Origin of the sequence: Streptomyces sp. NPDC102278, assembly GCF_044766345.1 — a bacterium.
In the GTDB taxonomy this organism is placed as follows: Bacteria; Actinomycetota; Actinomycetes; order Streptomycetales; family Streptomycetaceae; genus Streptomyces.
Window position 1 is genome coordinate 117088 of the sequence record NZ_JBIWLV010000001.1, and the last position, 16820, is coordinate 133907.

Consider the following 16820-nt stretch of genomic DNA (forward strand, 5'->3'; position numbering starts at 1 on the left):
CACGTGCGGGGAGCAGGCGCGATGCGCCGGATCGGCATCGGCGCGGGACCCCCGCCGGGGCCCGCGGCGGGCTCGGGCGAGGGTACCGGCGCGGAGTGTCAGCGCAGCGCGACCTCCACCTGGGCGGCCAGCGCGGCCGCCGGGGCCGGCGGCAGGGGTTTGCCGTCCGCGTCGACCAGGTACAGGGAGTCCACCGCGTTGGCGCCGAGCGTGGAGACGTGGGCGCTGCGGACGCGGACCCCCGCGGCCTCCAGCGCCCGCCCGATCCGGTGCAACAGGCCGACCGCGTCGGGTGCGCGCACCTCCAGGACCGTGGCCAGCGAGGAGACGTCCGGGACCACGGTGACCCGGGGCGGGGGCGGGACCACTCCGCGCCGCCGGGGGTACGCCGACTCGCGCTCGGCCAGTTTCGCCGGCACGTCCAGGGAGCCGTCCAGCGCCCGGATCAGGTCGGTCCGCAGCCGTGCCGACTCGGGGAGGGCCCCGTACTCGGCGGCGACCCGCCAGCGCAGCACCAGTACCTCGCCCAACCGGTCCGGCAGCTCCAGGGAGCGCAGGTCGGCGGCCCGTACGGTCAGCCGGTGCAGGGCCAGCACGCCGGCCGCCGCGGGGAGGACCCCCGGCTGGTCGGGGACGGCGACGACGAGTTCCACGCCGACGGCGTCCTCCTCCTGGCGGGCGTGCAGCGCCAGCGCGGGTTCCCCGGTGCGCAGCGCCTCCACCGCGAGGCGTTCCGCTTCCGTGGAGGCGATCTCCGGTTCGGTGGCGGCGGGCGGCGCGCCGTGCAGGACGGCCGCGACGCGGGCGACGAGGTCGGCCACGAGGGAGCCGCGCCAGGCGCTCCAGGCCGCCGGGCCGGTGGCGAGGGCGTCGGCCTCGGTGAGCGCGTGCAGCAGTTCCAGGGTGCCGGTGGTGCCGACGGCTTCCGCGACGGAGCGCACGGTGGCGGGGTCGTCGAGGTCGCGTCGGGTCGCGGTGTCGATCAGCAGCAGGTGGTTGCGCACGAGGACGCCGAGGACGGCGGTGTCCCGCGCGTCGAAGCCCACGCGGCCGGCCACGTCGCGGGCGATGGTCTCGCCGGCGACGGAGTGGTCGCCGGGCCACCCCTTGCCGATGTCGTGCAGCAGCGCGGCCATCAGCAACAGGTCGGGGCGGCTCACGCGGCGGGTCATCTCGGAGGCGCGGACGGCGGTCTCGACCAGGTGCCGGTCGACCGTCCAGGTGTGCACGGGGTTGCGCTGCGGCCGGCACCGGACCCGTTCCCAGTCGGGCAGCAGCCGCGTGATCAGGCCTTCCGCTTCGAGGGCTTCCCACACGCCGACCGTGGGCTCCCCCGCCCCGAGCAGCGTCAGGAGCTGTTCCCGGGCCTCGGCGGGCCAGGGCACGGGCAGGGGTTTCGCCTGCGCCGCGAGCCGACGCACGGAGTGCGGGGAGACGGGCAGACCGGCCTGCGCTGCGGCCGCGCCGAGCCGCAGCGCGAGCACCGGGTCCCTTTCGGGGCGCGCGGCCAGCGCCAGGACGGCCTCGCCGTCGGACTCCACGACCCCTTCGGCCAGCGGGGCGCGCGCCGACTCGGCCGGGCCGCGGCCGCCGAGCAGCCCGCGCAGGCGGGGGCGGGCGGAGCGGGCGCGCAGCACGCGCCCGACCTCCCGCCAGGTGACGTCCCCGGCGTAGGCGACGACGCGCGCGGCCTCGTACACCTCGCGCAGCAGGGCGTCGGCGTCGAGCAGTCCGAGCCGTTCGGCGACCTGGTCCTGTTCCTGGAGGGAGAGCCGGTCGGTGGCCCGGCCCGTCACCAGGTGCAGGGCGTCGCGCGTGTCGAGCAGTTTGCGTCGGGCCTCGGCGAGTCCCTCGCGGGGGGCGTCGGCGAGCCAGGACGCGGCGACGGCCCGCAGCGCGGTGATGTCGCGCAGGCCGCCGCGGGCCTCCTTGAGGTCGGGTTCGAGCAGGAAGCGCAGCTCGCCGGCCCGGTCCGCGCGCTCGCGGCACAGGGTGTGCAGTTGCGGGAGCCGTTTGACGGCCTGGTTGCGCCAGTCGGCCAGGACGGAGGTGCGCAGGCCGGCGAGGAGTCCGGCGTCTCCGGCGACGGGGCGGGCGTCGAGGAGTCCGAGGTGGACCTTGAGGTCCTCGGCGGCGGTCTTGCGGGCCTCGCCCGGGGTCCGTACGGAGTGGTCCAGGGCCACGCCGAGGTCCCACACGGGGTACCAGAGGCGGTCGGCCAGCGCGCTCAGCGCGCGGGCGTCGGCCTTGCCGTCGTGCAGGAGCAGCAGGTCGAGGTCGCTGCGCGGGGAGAGTTCGGCGCGCCCGTAGCCGCCGACGGCGACCAGCGAGGCGCCTCGTACGCCGGTCTCCCGCACGGCCCGGGCGAAGAGGGTCCGCAGCCAGTCGTCGGTCAGTGCGGCCAGGGCGGAACGCCGGGAGGGCCCGGACCGCGACTCCTCCCGGAGGAGTCGCAGCCGGGCTGCGGCGTAACCGCTGGGTCCCGAGTCGGCCGGATCGGTCGTGGTCTCGTCCACACTCGTCACCCAGGGTCTCCCGTCGCCTAGAGCGCGTCAGCGCCGCGCTCGCCGGTGCGGACCCGGATGATCGAGTCCACGGGGACGCTCCACACCTTGCCGTCACCGATCTTGCCTGTGTGGGCGGCGGTGACGAGCACATTCATGACGTCGTCGGCCGCGTCGTCCTCGACGACCACCTCGATGCGGATCTTCGGTACGAGGTCCACGGTGTACTCGGCGCCGCGGTAGACCTCCGTGTGGCCGCGCTGGCGGCCGTATCCGCTGGCCTCGGAGACCGTGAGTCCCTGTACGCCGAAGCGCTGGAGGGCTTCCTTGATCTCGTCGAGCCGGTGCGGCTTGACGATCGCGGTGATCAGCTTCATGCGTCAACCTTCTTGGTCGCGGCGGGGGCGGGGTTGGCGGTTCCGCGCGAGGAGGCACCGCCGCCGGCTCCGCTGAAGTCGTATGCGGTCTCGGCGTGCTCGACCTGGTCGATGCCGGAGACCTCGACGTCCTCGGTGACCCGCATTCCGATCGTCTTGTCGAGGAGGAAGGCGAGGATCGCGGACGCCACCAGAGAGTAGGCCAGGACGGAGAAGACGCCGATGGCCTGCTTGCCGAGCTGCTCCAGGCCGCCGCCGTAGAAGAGGCCGGCCACGTCGGACTGGACGCCTCCGGTGGCGAAGAATCCGACGAGCAGGGAGCCGACGATGCCACCGACGAGGTGGACGCCGACCACGTCGAGGGAGTCGTCGTAGCCGAACTTGTACTTCAGGCCCACGGCCATGGCGCACAGCACACCGGCGATGGCTCCGACGGCGATCGCGCCGAGCGGGGAGACGGCGCCGCCGGACGGGGTGATGGCGACGAGGCCCGCGACGGCGCCGGAGGCGGCGCCGAGGGTGGTGAAGGAGCCGTGGCGCAGTTTCTCGTAGGCGAGCCAGGCGAGCATGGCGGCGGCGGTGGCGACCTGCGTGTTGACGAACATGACCGCGCCGACGCCGTCGTCGTTGCCGAGCCAGGAGCCCGCGTTGAAGCCGAACCAGCCGAACCACAGGAGGCCGGCGCCGAGCATCACGAGGGGGAGGCTGTGCGGGCGCATCGGGTCCCTCTTGAAGCCGACGCGCTTGCCGATGACCAGGATGACGCCGAGGGCCGCGGCGCCGGCGTTGATGTGGACGGCGGTGCCGCCCGCGAAGTCGATGACGCCGAGTTCGAAGAGCCAGCCGCCCGCGCCCCACACCCAGTGGGCGACGGGGAAGTAGACGACGGTGACCCACAGGGCGGAGAACAGGGCCCAGGCGCTGAACTTGACGCGGTCGGCGAGGGCGCCGCTGATCAGGGCGGGGGTGATGACGGCGAACATCAGCTGGAAGACGGCGAAGACGTACACCGGGATGGTGTAGCCGTCCCACAGCTCGGTGATGCCGATGCCGCTGAGGCCGACGTAGTCGGAGGACCAGCCGATGAGCGATCCGGAGTCGGTGCCGAAGGCGAGGCTGAATCCGTAGAGGACCCAGAGGATCGTGACGATCCCGAGGCTGATGAAGCTCATCATCAGCATGTTGAGACTGCTCTTGACGCGGACCATGCCTCCGTAGAAGAAGGCGAGTCCCGGGGTCATCAGCATGACCAGGGCGGAGCAGATGAGCATGAACCCGGTGTTCGCGGCAGAGAGCGTCGGGGCGTCTGCCGCGAGGGTCGTGATGGCTGATGCCATCGGCGTCTCCTCGTCGTCGGTACGTTCGCGTGCGGGCGATCGTGAAAAGCTGAGCGGCGCGTTGAGGGGCCGGCCGGTTATTGGCCCTGAGATTCGCGCAGGCCGGTTTCCGGCGGCGCCGCTGGGTGTTTCACGCCGATGACGAAGAGGTCGCGCGTGTTACGCCTCCATGAACGAGCGCAAGCGCGAAACCGGCCGCGGCGGTGACCCGGGAGACCTGGCTGGGGGAGCCTGATCGGGCTTCACGGGGTCCGCTGCCGCGGCCGGTGCCTGGGGGACGGCCGTCAGGGCCGTCAGACGGCCTCCGCGGCCTCGGGGAGCCGGGCGGCGAGGACATCCGTCAGCCGGACGACCTCGGCGACGTCGCCGTACTCACGCGCGGCCTGGTCGACGGTCTTGCGGAGCCGGGTGTTGACCCGTTCGGACCGCACCTTTCGCGCCACGTCCAGGGCCTGGTCGACGAGGACGGCCGCCTGCTCGGGCTCGCGCCGGAGCAGGTGGACGGTGGCCATCCCGACGAGGTTCAGGGCGTACGAACGCTGGTGTTCGTCGTCCTTGGCGAACAGTTCGACGGCCCTGGCCATGACGGGTTCGGCGAGGGAGGCGTAGGTGGGACTGCGGCCCGCGACGTAGGCCAGGTCGCGGTACGAGTGGGAGTTCTCGCCGTTCAGCTCGGCCTCGGAGAAGAAGCGGATCCAGTCGGGCTCGGGCTCGCCGCCGAAGGCCACGTCGGAGAAGGTGTCCTCGGCCATCCGGACGGCGCGCTTGCAGCGGCTGGGCTGGCCCATGTTGGCGTAGGCGCGGGCCTCCATCGCATACAGCATGGCCTGGGTCCGGGGGCCCGCGCAGTCGCGGCTGCCGTACTGCGCCAGGTGGATGAGTTCCAGGGCGTCCTCGGGGCGTCCCAGGTGGATCATCTGGCGGCTCATGCCGGAGAGGATGTACGAGCCGAGCGGCTTGTCCCCGCCCTCCTTGGCGGCGTGCAGGGCCAGGACGAAGTACTTCTGCGCGGTGGGGTGCAGGCCGATGTCGTAGCTCATCCAGCCGGCGAGCTCGGCGAGCTCGGCCGCGACCTTGAAGAGCCGCTTCATGATCGGCGCCGGGTGGTTCTCCTGGAGCAGGTCGGTGACCTCGTGCAGCTGGCCCACGACGGCCTTGCGGCGCAGTCCGCCGCCGCACTGGGCGTCCCACTGGCGGAACATCACGGTGGTCGCTTCGAGCAGGTCCAGTTCCGGTTCGGACAGCCTGGGCGGTCGGTGACCGCCCGCCGACCCGCCCTCGGTGCGCGATCCGGGGTCGGCAGCCGGGACCGGGACGAGCCAGCGCTGCATGGGCTCGATGAGGGCGGGGCCGGCGGAGAGCGCGAGCGAGGTCCCGAGGAAGCCCCGGCGCGCCAGCATCAGGTCGCTGCGGGAGAACTCGCTGAGCAGTTCCACGGTCTGCGGGCCGGCCCAGGGCAGGTCCACGCCGGATACGGAGGGGGTCTGGTGGGCGGTGCGCAGGCCGAGCTGCTCGATGGCGACGACGGCGCCGAAGCGCTCGGAGAACAGCTCCGAGAGGATGCGCGGGACGGGTTCGCGGGGTTGCTCGCCGTCGAGCCAGCGCCGGACGCGCGAGGTGTCGGTGCTGATGTGGTGGGCGCCCATCTGGCGGGCCCGGCGGTTGACCTGGCGGGCCAGCTCGCCCTTGGACCAGCCACTGCGGACGAACCAGGAGGTCAGCTGCTCATTGCGATCCGCAGCCTCCGACGACGACTCGTTCGTTCCGCTTGCGCCGTTGCCGCTCACAGGAACGCCCCCATCCGTTCAGCATCCTCATCACGAAACCCTGGCTCGGAGCGCAGGCGCGACCAGGGGCCTTCACAGGTCCTTCACGCATTGCCTCCGGCATACCCACAAACCGGGTCTGCTTCCGGGTTCGTGTACCGAAAGTAATCCTACGATCACCCCCACCGCGAGGTCGATTCCAGAAACGCCACCATTCGCCACCCCTTCGAATGAACTCGCCACCGGCCAGGCGCGATTCACTTGACAGGCAGGCGAAACGGAATGGTTGGACGGGAGTGCACTGGGGGCGCGCACGGCGACGAGTGCGCCGGGCGACCCCCTTCCGGAGTGGCTCCCGGGTCCGGCCGACAGGAGGTCTCGCCGACGTCGTAACCACCGGCGCGTTCGACCCGTTGGAGGGGGCATGGGCATGGGCTTCACGATCGGCGGCAGCCGCGGCACCAAGGAATTCCGTTCCGGCGCTCGGCGCCGCGGCCGGACCTCGGAGTGCACGACGGTGGCGGAGTACACCGGCCTGTGGGGCTGGGAGACGGTTCCGGGCGCCCGGGCGGCGGCACCCGCCGCCGGATGCTCCTGCGGTCATACGAATTGCGGTGCGCCCGGGGCGCATCCGCTGGACTTCGCGCCCACCGTCCCGGCGGGCGCCACCCTCGACGAGGTCACCGAGATCTGGGGCGAGTACCCCGGCGCCGCGATCATGCTCCCCGTCGGTCGGTCCTTCGACGTCATCGAGGTGTCCGCGGAGGCCGGGCGGCGCGCCCTGGTCCGACTGGAGCGGATGGGGCTCCCGCTGGGCCCGGTCACCGTCACCCCGGACGATCGGGCCCAGTTCTTCGTGGCTCCCGGGGCCGCGGCCGAGCTGCCGCAGCTGCTCTACCGGATGGGTTGGGACGACGCCGATCTGGATCTGCGCGCCCTGGGCCGCGGCGCCTTCCTCACGGCCCCGCCCTCGGACCGCGCGGGGCTCGGTCCGGCCGGCTGGCTGCGGCCGCCCGCGCTCGACTCGGTGGGCGGCCCGCCGCAGGCCCGGCTGCTGCTGGGGACGCTCGCGTACATCTGCCACCGTCTCCGTCGCTGAGGGCCCGTACACGTGGCCGTGCCCCCGCATCCGACCGGATGACGGGGGCACGGCCACGTGTACGACGGTGCGGCCGGGGGGCGGGTCCCTCAGTCGCCGATCAGGGCGTCGACGAACGCCTCCGGCTCGAAGGGGGCCAGGTCGTCCGGTCCCTCGCCGAGTCCGATGAGCTTGACCGGGACACCCAGCTCGCGCTGGACGGCGACGACGATGCCGCCCTTGGCGGTGCCGTCGAGCTTGGTCAGCACGATGCCGGTGATGTCCACGACCTCGGCGAAGACGCGTGCCTGGGTCAGGCCGTTCTGGCCGGTGGTGGCGTCCAGCACGAGCAGGACCTCGTCCAGCGGACCGTGCTTCTCCACGACGCGCTTGACCTTGCCGAGCTCGTCCATGAGCCCGGTCTTGGTGTGCAGCCGGCCGGCGGTGTCGATCAGTACGACGTCCGCGCCCTCGGCGATGCCTTCCTTGACGGCGTCGTAGGCGATCGACGCCGGGTCGCCGCCCTCGGGGCCGCGCACGGTCCGGGCGCCGACCCGGTCCCCCCAGGTCTGGAGCTGGTCGGCGGCGGCGGCACGGAAGGTGTCCGCCGCGCCGAGCACGACGCTGCGGCCGTCGGCGACGAGGACGCGGGCCAGCTTGCCGGTGGTGGTGGTCTTGCCGGTGCCGTTGACGCCGACGACCATCACGACGGCCGGGGTATCGACGCCGCTCTCGGTCTTGACGGCCCGGTCGAAGTCGGTGCCGACCAGGGTCAGCAGCTCCTCCTTCAGGAGGGTGCGCAGGTCGGCGGGGGTGCGGGTGCCGAGCACCTTGACCCGCTCGCGGAGCCGGTCCACCAGTTCCTGGGTGGGCACGACGCCGACGTCGGCGATCAGGAGGGTCTCTTCGATCTCCTCCCAGGTGTCCTCGTCGAGGTGCTCGCGGGAGAGCAGCGTGAGCAGCCCCTTGCCGAGCGAGTTCTGCGAGCGGGAGAGCCGTGCGCGCAGCCGGACCAGGCGGCCGGCGGTGGGCTCGGGCACCTCGATCTCGGGTGCCGCGACCACGGGGTCCTCGACGGCGACCGGTGAATCGGTGGCCGCCTCCGCCTCGGGGAGGGCCACCTCCTCGATCGTGCGGCGCGGCTCTTCCGCCGTGGGGGCGGCGTCCTCCCCCACCTGCGGTTCGGCGGGCGGGGCAGTGATGGTCGGCGGGCCGGGCGGTGCCGTGGGGGGCAGCTGCTTCTTCTTGCGGCTGCCGACCACGAGCCCGCTGACCACGCCGACCGCGACCAGGGCGATGACTACAGCGAGAATGAGGATGTCCATAACCCCACCAGTATCGGCCACGGGGCGCGACGCGGGCGGACCCGCGCGGGCGGCGCCGCGGAGCGTGGCCGGATGCGGTGCGAGCCTCGCCGACGCGTCCTTCGGCGCTCCCCGTCGGGCATTAGTCCTCTATTTGTGATTTTCGAGGCGAAACTACGATGATGTACCACTCCCCCCACATCCCCACGGAGTAGTGCATGCCTGCCAAGCCCACTGCCGGTGCGACGGAGACCGCCCCCGAGACGGCCGTCGAGACCCGCGGACTGGAACCCGTACCGGACGCCGAGCGTGGCGGCCGGGTCCGCGAACTCGTCCCCACGTGGGTCGCCGCCAACATCAGCGTGCTGCTGTTGACCATGGGCGCCGGGCTCGTGATCTTCAACAAGCTCAACATCTGGCAGGTGCTCGTCGTCGCGATCGCCGCGCCCGTCCTCTCGTACGGGATCGTCGGCGTGATATCCATCGCCGGCAAGCGCGGCGGGGCTCCGGGCATGGCGCTCTCGCGGGCCGTCTTCGGGCAGCGCGGCAACCTCTTCCCCGGCGCGCTGATCTGGGTGGCCCGCTGGGGCTGGGAGACCATCAACGCGGTCAGCGGCGCCTACGCCGTGCTGACCGTCCTCGACCTCGTCTTCGGGATCAAGAGCAACACCCCGCTGATCGTCGTCACCCTGCTCTTCTTCGTGGGCTGCACCTTCGTGGTCTCCGGACTCGGCATCAACGCGCTGCGCGTGTGCTCGAAGTGGTCGACGTACCTGTTCGGCGCGTTCAGCGTGCTCGTCCTCGGCTACCTGGTGTTCGACACCGACTGGGCGGCCGTCCTCGACAAGCCCGCCGGATCCACCGCCATGATGATCGCGGGCATCGGCACGATCGCCGCCGGCGGCATCAGCTGGGTCCCGTCGGGTCCGGACTTCACCCGCTACCTGCCGCGGACCGCGTCCTCGAAGGCCATGGTCGGCGCGACGATCGGCGGCGCCGGGATCGTGGTCCTGCCCATGGTGCTGATGGGCGCGGTGATGGCCGTCGGCACTCCCGACCTGGCCTCCGCGCAGGACCCGGTCTCCTTCATCGGCGAGCTGCTGCCGACGTGGATCGCGGTCCCGTACCTGCTCATCGCGGTGGTCGGCATGCTGCTGATCAACTCGATGTCGATGTACTCGGCGGGCTTCACGGCGCAGACCCTCGGCATCAAGGTCCCGCGCGCCTGGGCCGTGAGCGTCAACGCGGTCATCAGCCTGGTCTTCGGGTTCCTGCTGATGGTCGTCGCGACCAGCTTCTTCGGCTCCTTCATCTCCTTCCTGACGCTGCTGGCCGTGGCCTTCTCCGCGTGGATCGGCGTCTTCGGCGTGGACATGCTGCGCCGCACGTCCTATGACGCTCGCGCGCTGCTGGACACCACGGCCGGCAGCGCCTACTGGTACAAGGGCGGTTTCGCCTGGCAGGCGATGACGGCCTGGGGCGTGGCCCTGGTGGTGGGCCTGCTGTTCACGAAGGTGGACTGGTTCGGCGGCCCGCTCGCCTCGACCTGGATCGGGCAGAACGGTCTGGGCTGGGTCGCGGGCATCCTCACCTCGGGTGCGCTGTACGCCGTCCTGCCCCGTACCGCGGCGCCGCGGTCCGCTCCGGTCGAGGCCGGGGAGCCGGTGCCCGCCGGGACCCTGGGCAACTGACGCCACGTCAGCTAACGTCCCCCTTCGCCCGCCCACCCACATCCGGCGAAGGGGGACTTCTCCATGCCCGTCACCGTGGCCCGCTTCAATCTCGTCGACCCGAACGGCACCCCGGAAACCCTCTCCGCCCGGTACAAGGCCGCGCTGGAGATGGCGAAGTACGCGGACGACCGCGGGATCGACACCGTCCAGACCGAGGAACACCACGGCACCGGGAACAACTGGATGCCCTCGCCCTTCCTCTTCGCGGGCGCGGTCTTCGGCGCCACCCGCCGCATCGCGGTCACCGTCTCCGCGATCATCGGTCCGCTCCACGACCCCCTGAAGGTGGCCGAGGACATCGCCGTGCTCGACCTGCTGAGCGGCGGCCGGCTGGTCACCGTCGCCGGCATCGGGTACCGGCCCGAGGAGTACGAGCAGCACGGCGTGGAGTGGGGCCGGCGCGGCAGGCTCCAGGACGAGCTGTTGGAGACCCTGTTGAAGGCGTGGACCGGCGAGCCCTTCTCCTTCCGCGGCCGGACCGTACGGGTCACCCCACGACCCTTCACCCGACCGCACCCGCTGCTGCTGGTCGGTGGCAGTTCGCGGGCGGCGGCGCGGCGCGCGGCCCGGCTGGGGCTGCCTTTCTTCCCGAGCGCCCACCTGCCGGAGCTGGAGGCGTACTACCAGGCGCGGCTCGCTGAGCACGGCACCGAGGGCTTCTGCATGATGCCCGCCGCGCAGACGCCGCTCCTGCACATTTCGGAGGACCCCGACCGGGCCTGGGCCGAGTACGGCGAGCACTTCCTGCACGAGGCGGGGATGTACGCGTCCTGGCAGTCCAAGGACATCGTCAGCGCCGTGCGGTCGTCCGCACACTCGGTGTCCGAGCTGCGCGCGGAGGGCGTGTACCGGATCCTCACCCCGGACGAGGCGGTCGCCCACGCCCGCGCCGCCGGCGAGGCGGGCAATCTGGTGCTGCACCCGCTGTGCGGCGGGATGCCCGTCGACGAGGGGTGGCGGAGCCTTCAGTTGCTGTGCGAACAGGTACTGCCCCGGCTCAAGAACTGAGCGGGGGCAGTACCTGTCGGGAGAGGAGAGGGGGTGTTGGCGGGGGTGGTTACCCCATCTCCTCCAACGCCTTGCCCTTGGTCTCCGGCACCCACTTGAGGATGAACGGGATCGAGAGCAGGGCGAAGCACGCGTAGATGATGTAGGCGCCGGACAGGTTCCAGTCCGACAGCGACGGGAACGTGACCGTGATGACCCAGTTGGCGATCCACTGGGCGGCGGCCGCCACACCGAGGGCGGCGGCGCGGATGCGGCCCGGGAACATCTCGCCGAGCAGCACCCAGACCACCACGCCCCAGGAGAGGGCGAAGAAGAGCACGAAGAAGTTGGCGGCGAAGAGGGCCACCAGACCCTGGGCGTGCGGCAGGGTGACGTCGTTGCCGCTGCCGGACCGGAAGGAGAAGGCCCAGGCGGCGAGCGAGAGGGAGATCGTCATGCCCACGGAGCCGATGAGGGCGAGCGGCTTGCGACCGATCCGGTCGACCAGCAGCATCGCGATCACCGTACCGATGATGTTCACGACGGACGTCTCGAAGGAGTACAGGAACGAGGAGCTCGCGTCGATGCCGACCGACTGCCACAGCGAGGAGCTGTAGTAGAAGATCACGTTGATGCCGACGAGCTGCTGGAAGACGGAGAGCCCGATGCCGATCCAGACGATCGGCAGGAAGCCGACGCGGCCGCCGAGCAGGTCCTTGAAGGTCGACTTGTGCTCCGAGTGGATGGCGTTGTCGATCTCGCGGACGCGGGCGTCGGCGTCGATGCGCTCGCCCTCGACCTCGCGCAGGACCGTCTTCGCCTTCTCCATGCGGCCGACCGAGACGAGGAAGCGCGGGGACTCGGGGATGGCGAAGGACAGCAGACCGTAGAGCACGGCCGGGATGACCATGACGCCCAGCATCCACTGCCAGGCTTCCAGGCCGCCGATCTCGCCGCGCTGGTCGCCGTCGGCGAGGTTGAGGATGCCCCAGTTGACCAGCTGTGAGACGGCGATGCCGATGACGATCGCGGCCTGCTGGAACGAGGCGAGCCGGCCGCGGTACGCGGGCGGGGAGACCTCGGCGATGTAGGCGGGGCCGATCACGGAGGCCATGCCGATGCCGAAGCCTCCGATGACGCGCCACGTGGCGAGGTCCCAGAGCGCGAAGGGCAGGGCCGAACCGAGGGCGCTGGCGGTGAAGAGGACCGCGGCGATCTGCATGCAACGGATGCGGCCGATCCGGTCGGCGATGCGACCGGCGGTGGCGGCGCCGAAGGCGCAGCCGATCAGCGCGGCGGCGATCACCTGGGCGAGCGTTCCGGAACTGACGTCGAAGCGGTCCCGGATGGCCTCGACGGCGCCGTTGATGACGGAACTGTCGTAGCCGAAGAGGAAGCCGCCCATGGCGGCGGCCGCGGTGATGAAGATGACGTGCCCGAGGTGATCGGGGTGGTCCGCGCTTCCCCCGCCTGCCGCGGGTGCGTTCGCTGTGCTGGTCAAGGTGCGCTCCTGGGCCCGGCGCCGACGGCGGGCAGCGTGGGGGGTGTTGGTACTCGTGTCGTCGCCTGATCGTGTTCCTCACAGTGGCGCACATCAAACGGTGCACCACCACCTGAACATCACGGCGACAGAGGAGAGCTTATGACTTCACTTCCTGAAGTCAATAGGAGATGAAGAACCCGTTTCACGCGCTGAATACCGGCAGCCGAGTGAACGCTCTCGGGGTTTGCGTTCATCTATTGAAGGATGAGCCCCTTTAACGGAGCTTCTGACTGATCACTTTGGAGACTCCATCTCCCTGCATGGAGACGCCGTACAGGGCATCGGCGACCTCCATCGTGCGTTTCTGATGCGTGATCACGATCAGCTGCGAGCTCTCCTGGAGCTCCTCCATGATCCGGATCAGCCGCTGCAGGTTGGTGTCGTCCAGCGCGGCCTCGACCTCGTCCATGACGTAGAACGGGCTGGGCCGCGCCTTGAAGATGGACACCAGCAACGCGACCGCGGTCAGCGAACGCTCGCCGCCGGACAGCAGTGACAGCCTCTTGACCTTCTTGCCCGGCGGGCGCGCCTCCACGTCCACGCCGGTGGTCAGCATGTTGTCGGGGTCCGTGAGGATCAACCGGCCCTCGCCACCGGGGAACAGCCGCGAGAAGACCCCCTCGAACTGACGCGCCGTGTCCCGGTAGGCCTCGGTGAACACCTCCTCGACCCGCTGGTCGACCTCCTTCACGACCTGGAGCAGATCGGTCCTCGTCTTGCGCAGGTCCTCCAGCTGCTCACTGAGGAATCGGTGCCGCTCCTCCAGCGCCGCGAACTCCTCCAGCGCCAGCGGGTTGACCTTCCCCAGCTGCTGGTAGGCGCGTTCGGCCACCTTGAGCCGCTTCTCCTGGTGGGCCCGGACGTACGGTCCCGGCCGGTTCCGCGGATGCTCCGGGTCCTGCGGCAGCTCCTCCCCCTCCGCCGCCGGTGACGGCGGAACCGGCTGATCGGGGCCGTACTCGGCCACCAGGCCGGCCGACTCCACCCCGAACTCCTCCAGGGCGCGGCCCTCCACCTGCTCGATCCGCAGCCGCTTCTCGGCCCCGAGGACCTCGCCCCGGTGCACGGAGTCGGTCAGCTTGTCGAGCTCCCCCTTGAGGTCACGGCCCCGGCCGCGGGCCTCGGCGAGCTCCCGCTCACGCAGCCCCTTCGCCTGCTCGGCGCTGCCGCGCTCCGCCTCGGCCCGACCGATCGACACCTCCAGATGGGCCAGTACCTGTCGGGCCCCGTCGGCCACCGCCCGGCCCACCTCGGCCTCGTGGGCCAGCCGCTGCCGGCGCCGTTCGGCGCGGGCCCTGGCCTCGCGCTCGGCCCTGGCGCCGCGGTCGAGCGCCTCCGCCCGCCCGGCCAGGCCCTTGACCCGCTCCTCGTGGGTCCTGAGCTGGAGCCGCGCCTCCATCTCCGTCTGTCGCGCGTTGGCCCCGTCGGCGGCGAGTCGGTCCCGCGCCGAGGTGTCGGGCTCCTCGTCCACCGGCATCTCCTCGGCCACGGCGAGCCGTTCCGCGCACTCCTCCACCTCGACGCGCGCCCGCTCCAGCGCGCCCTGCGCCGTGGCCGCGGCCAAGGCGCCCCGCTCGGCCTCGCCCGCCGCGCCCTTCGCCTGTCCCGCGAGCCGGCCCAACTGCTGCGCGACGCCGGCCCTGGCCCGTTCCCCTTCCCGGCGGCGCTCGGCCAGCTCCTCGACCAGCCCGGTCGCCTCCTGCCGGTCGGCGTGGGCGCTCTCCTTGACCCGGGCCAGCTCCGCGCACTCCTCCTCCAACCGCGCCAGCTCGGCCTCGGCCTCGTCCACGGCGGCCCGTACCTCGATGAGGCTCGGCGCCCCGGCGGAACCGCCGTGCGCGAGGTGCGCCCCCAGGACGTCCCCGTCCGCGGTCACCGCGACCAGATCGGCCCGCTCGGCCACCAGCGCCTCGGCCTCGTCCAGGGTGGGGACGACGACGTACTCCCGCAGCGCCCAGGCCACGGCCCGCACCACGCCCGGGTCCCCCGACACCAGGCTCCCGGCGGGCACCCCGGGCGTGCGGGACCCGACCACCGTCGCGGCGGGCGCGGCGACGGGAGCGGGCACGTGCGCGGCGGCCGGCCCTGAGCCAACCTCCGCCGGAGAGGCAGCCGAGCCCGAAGCCGAAGCCGTACCCGGGGCCGAAGCCATACCTGAGCCCGAAGCCGAAGCCGGGCCCGGGGCCTGCGTGGGAGCGGAAGCCGAAGCCGAAGCAGTCCCCGTCGCCGTCCCCTGGACCGCGCTGGAACCGGGGCCGGCGCTCTGGCCCGGCAGGCCCGCCTCCGCCGCCGACGGCCTGGTCCGCGGGTCCACGGCCTGACCAGGCAGGACGGCCGCGGTCCCCGGGGCGATCAGGAAGGTGACCCGCCCCGCGTCCGTGTCCCTCAGGTGCCGGATGGCCTCCGCCGCCGCCCCCGCCGAGGTCACGGCGAGCGCGTCGGCCGCCGCTCCCAACGCCGCCGCGACCGCCACCTCGTACCCCGGCGACACCGACACCCGTTCGGCCGCCGGGCCGAGCAGCCCCGCCGGCCGTTCGCGCGCGCCGAGCAGGGTTCCCGTGCCGTCCTTGCGCCGCAGCGCCGGCGCCAACGCGTCACGTCGGGCCGCCACGGCCGCCCGGGAACGCTCCGCCGAGGTCAGCGCCTCGCGAGCCGCAGTCAGGGCCGTCTCGCAACCCGCCAGTCGGGCCCGCGCCGCCTCGTACTCCCCCTCGACCGCCGGGTCGTCGAGGGCTCCGACCTCCTCGGCCAACGCCTCGTACTCCGCCTGCGCCCGCGCCGCTCGGGACTCGGCGTCGTCCCGAGCCGCCTCGAGCCGTTCGATCTCCGCCTGCGCCGCGCCAGCCCGGGACCGGGCCGCGCCCAACCGGCCGGTCAGGCGGGCCAGCCCCTCGCGCCGGTCGGCGACGGCCCGCGCCGCGTCCCGGAGCCGGCGTTCCTCGTCGGCCAGGGAACGCTCCAGCTCGGCCCGGTGCTCGACCGTGTCCTCCAGTGCCCGCGAGGCCGCCTCCAGAGCGGCCGTCAGTTCGGCCTCCTGCTCACGGATGCGCGCCGCCTCGCGCTCCATCTCCTGCGGATCACGGCCGCGGCGCTCGTCCTCCGGCGGCGCGGAGGCGCTCTTGACCCGCGCCTGCGCCAGGGAAACGGTTCCCCGCACCCGTTCGGCCGACTGGGCCAGCTCGTGCCAGGTCTGCTGGGCCCGTTGCAACCGGGGCGCGAGTTCCCGTACCGCTTCCTCCAGCTCGGCCTCGCGTCGCAGCGCGCCCGCGAGCTCCCGTTCGGCGGCCTCCTTGCGCTGCTTCAGCGCCGCCTCGTCGGCGACCTCGGCGTCCAGCGCGCCCTTCAGGATGACCAGGTCGTCGGCGAGCAACCGCAGTCGCGCGTCCCGCAGGTCCGCCTGGATCACGGCGGCCCGGCGGGCCACCGCCGCCTGGCGTCCGAGCGGCTTGAGCTGTCGGCGCAGTTCGTCGTTGAGGTCCTGCACGCGCGCGAGGTTGGCCTGCATCGCGTCGAGCTTCCGCAGCGCCTTCTCCTTGCGCTTGCGGTGCTTCAGCACGCCGGCCGCCTCCTCGATGAAGGCCCGGCGGCCCATCGGATCGGCGTGCAGCACGGAGTCCAGTTGGCCCTGCCCGACGATGACGTGCATCTCGCGGCCGATGCCGGAGTCGGAGAGCAGCTCCTGGATGTCGAGCAGCCGGCAGGTGTCGCCGTTGATCTGGTACTCGCTGCTCCCGCCGCGGAACATGATCCGCGTGATGGTGACCTCGGCGTACTCGATCGGCAGCGCGCCGTCGGAGTTGTCGATGGTCAGCGAGACCTCGGCGCGCCCCAGGGGCGGGCGGCCCGTCGTGCCGGCGAAGATGACGTCTTCCATCTTCCCGCCGCGCAGAGACTTGGCCCCTTGTTCGCCCATGACCCAGGACAGCGCGTCCACCACGTTGGACTTGCCCGATCCGTTCGGACCGACGACGCAGGTGATCCCCGGTTCGAAGCGCAGGGTGGTCGCGGAAGCAAATGACTTGAAGCCACGCAGGGTCAGGGACTTGAGGTGCACGCCGCCGGACTCTACCTTTCACGTTCGGTTTCACCCATGAAGGTGCAGGGCAGATCAGACGTCAAAGGAATCAACCCCCCCCACCTGGCCCAATGGTGCGGCCCGGGCGGGACGGCCGGCGGGTGAGGGGCCGGCGG

At 72.1% G+C, this 16820-nt stretch carries 10 protein-coding genes; 3 read left to right on the plus strand and 7 right to left on the minus strand.

Features of this window, described 5'->3' with window-relative positions; translation table 11 throughout:
• Positions 1–98 precede the first annotated feature (98 nt).
• The 4 genes from ACIRO3_RS00510 to ACIRO3_RS00525 all read right to left on the minus strand — a co-directional run bounded on the left by ACIRO3_RS00510 (position 99) and on the right by ACIRO3_RS00525 (position 6005).
• On the minus strand, positions 99–2525 hold the full coding sequence (locus ACIRO3_RS00510) for a [protein-PII] uridylyltransferase (protein ID WP_404131299.1): 2427 nt from the start codon (positions 2523–2525) through the stop codon (positions 99–101).
• A 17-nt stretch (positions 2526–2542) separates the two neighbouring features.
• Positions 2543–2881 carry a P-II family nitrogen regulator gene (locus ACIRO3_RS00515; protein ID WP_053675124.1) on the minus strand — a complete coding sequence of 113 codons (339 nt, stop codon included), beginning with the start codon at positions 2879–2881 and terminating at the stop codon, positions 2543–2545.
• Positions 2878–4218 (minus strand): ammonium transporter, encoded by a 1341-nt coding sequence (locus ACIRO3_RS00520; RefSeq protein WP_361771445.1) that lies wholly within the window; start codon positions 4216–4218, stop codon positions 2878–2880. Before ACIRO3_RS00520 ends, ACIRO3_RS00515 begins: the two co-directional genes overlap by 4 nt.
• 293 nt (positions 4219–4511) lie before the next feature.
• Positions 4512–6005 (minus strand): hypothetical protein, encoded by a 1494-nt coding sequence (locus ACIRO3_RS00525; RefSeq protein WP_404131302.1) that lies wholly within the window; start codon positions 6003–6005, stop codon positions 4512–4514.
• A gap of 409 nt (positions 6006–6414) precedes the next feature.
• Here ACIRO3_RS00525 and ACIRO3_RS00530 point away from each other — a divergent pair, with 409 nt between their 5' ends.
• Entirely contained in the window at positions 6415–7083 is a 669-nt protein-coding gene (locus ACIRO3_RS00530) for a bifunctional DNA primase/polymerase (RefSeq protein ID WP_404132280.1), read from the plus strand.
• An 89-nt stretch (positions 7084–7172) separates the two neighbouring features.
• On the opposite strand, the gene ftsY is transcribed toward ACIRO3_RS00530, so the two are convergent.
• Entirely contained in the window at positions 7173–8387 is a 1215-nt protein-coding gene (gene ftsY / locus ACIRO3_RS00535) for a signal recognition particle-docking protein FtsY (RefSeq protein WP_361771443.1), read from the minus strand.
• A 197-nt stretch (positions 8388–8584) separates the two neighbouring features.
• On the opposite strand from ftsY, the gene ACIRO3_RS00540 reads away from it, so the two are divergent.
• The gene (locus ACIRO3_RS00540; RefSeq protein WP_361771442.1) at positions 8585–10057 is read left to right on the plus strand and encodes a cytosine permease; all 1473 of its coding nucleotides are present in this window, start codon (positions 8585–8587) and stop codon (positions 10055–10057) included.
• Between the two features lie 63 nt (positions 10058–10120).
• Positions 10121–11107 (plus strand): LLM class flavin-dependent oxidoreductase, encoded by a 987-nt coding sequence (locus ACIRO3_RS00545; protein WP_404131304.1) that lies wholly within the window; start codon positions 10121–10123, stop codon positions 11105–11107.
• Positions 11108–11156: 49 nt separating this feature from the next.
• Here ACIRO3_RS00545 and ACIRO3_RS00550 read toward each other — a convergent pair whose 3' ends face one another.
• Both ACIRO3_RS00550 and ACIRO3_RS00555 read right to left on the minus strand, forming a co-directional pair.
• On the minus strand, positions 11157–12587 hold the full coding sequence (locus ACIRO3_RS00550) for a sugar porter family MFS transporter (RefSeq protein ID WP_404131306.1): 1431 nt from the start codon (positions 12585–12587) through the stop codon (positions 11157–11159).
• Positions 12588–12843: 256 nt separating this feature from the next.
• The gene (locus ACIRO3_RS00555) at positions 12844–16683 is read right to left on the minus strand and encodes an AAA family ATPase (protein WP_404131308.1); all 3840 of its coding nucleotides are present in this window, start codon (positions 16681–16683) and stop codon (positions 12844–12846) included.
• Positions 16684–16820: the final 137 nt, after the last annotated feature.

Bases quoted from the DNA above. Each gene is read 5' to 3' on its own strand.
- ACIRO3_RS00515 (WP_053675124.1), bottom strand. From the start codon at position 2,881: ATGAAGCTGATCACCGCGATCGTCAAGCCGCACCGGCTCGACGAGATC.
- ACIRO3_RS00520 (WP_361771445.1), bottom strand. From the start codon at position 4,218: ATGGCATCAGCCATCACGACCCTCGCGGCAGACGCCCCGACGCTCTCT.
- ACIRO3_RS00530 (WP_404132280.1), top strand. From the start codon at position 6,415: ATGGGCTTCACGATCGGCGGCAGCCGCGGCACCAAGGAATTCCGTTCC.
- ftsY (WP_361771443.1), bottom strand. From the start codon at position 8,387: ATGGACATCCTCATTCTCGCTGTAGTCATCGCCCTGGTCGCGGTCGGC.
- ACIRO3_RS00540 (WP_361771442.1), top strand. From the start codon at position 8,585: ATGCCTGCCAAGCCCACTGCCGGTGCGACGGAGACCGCCCCCGAGACG.
- ACIRO3_RS00545 (WP_404131304.1), top strand. From the start codon at position 10,121: ATGCCCGTCACCGTGGCCCGCTTCAATCTCGTCGACCCGAACGGCACC.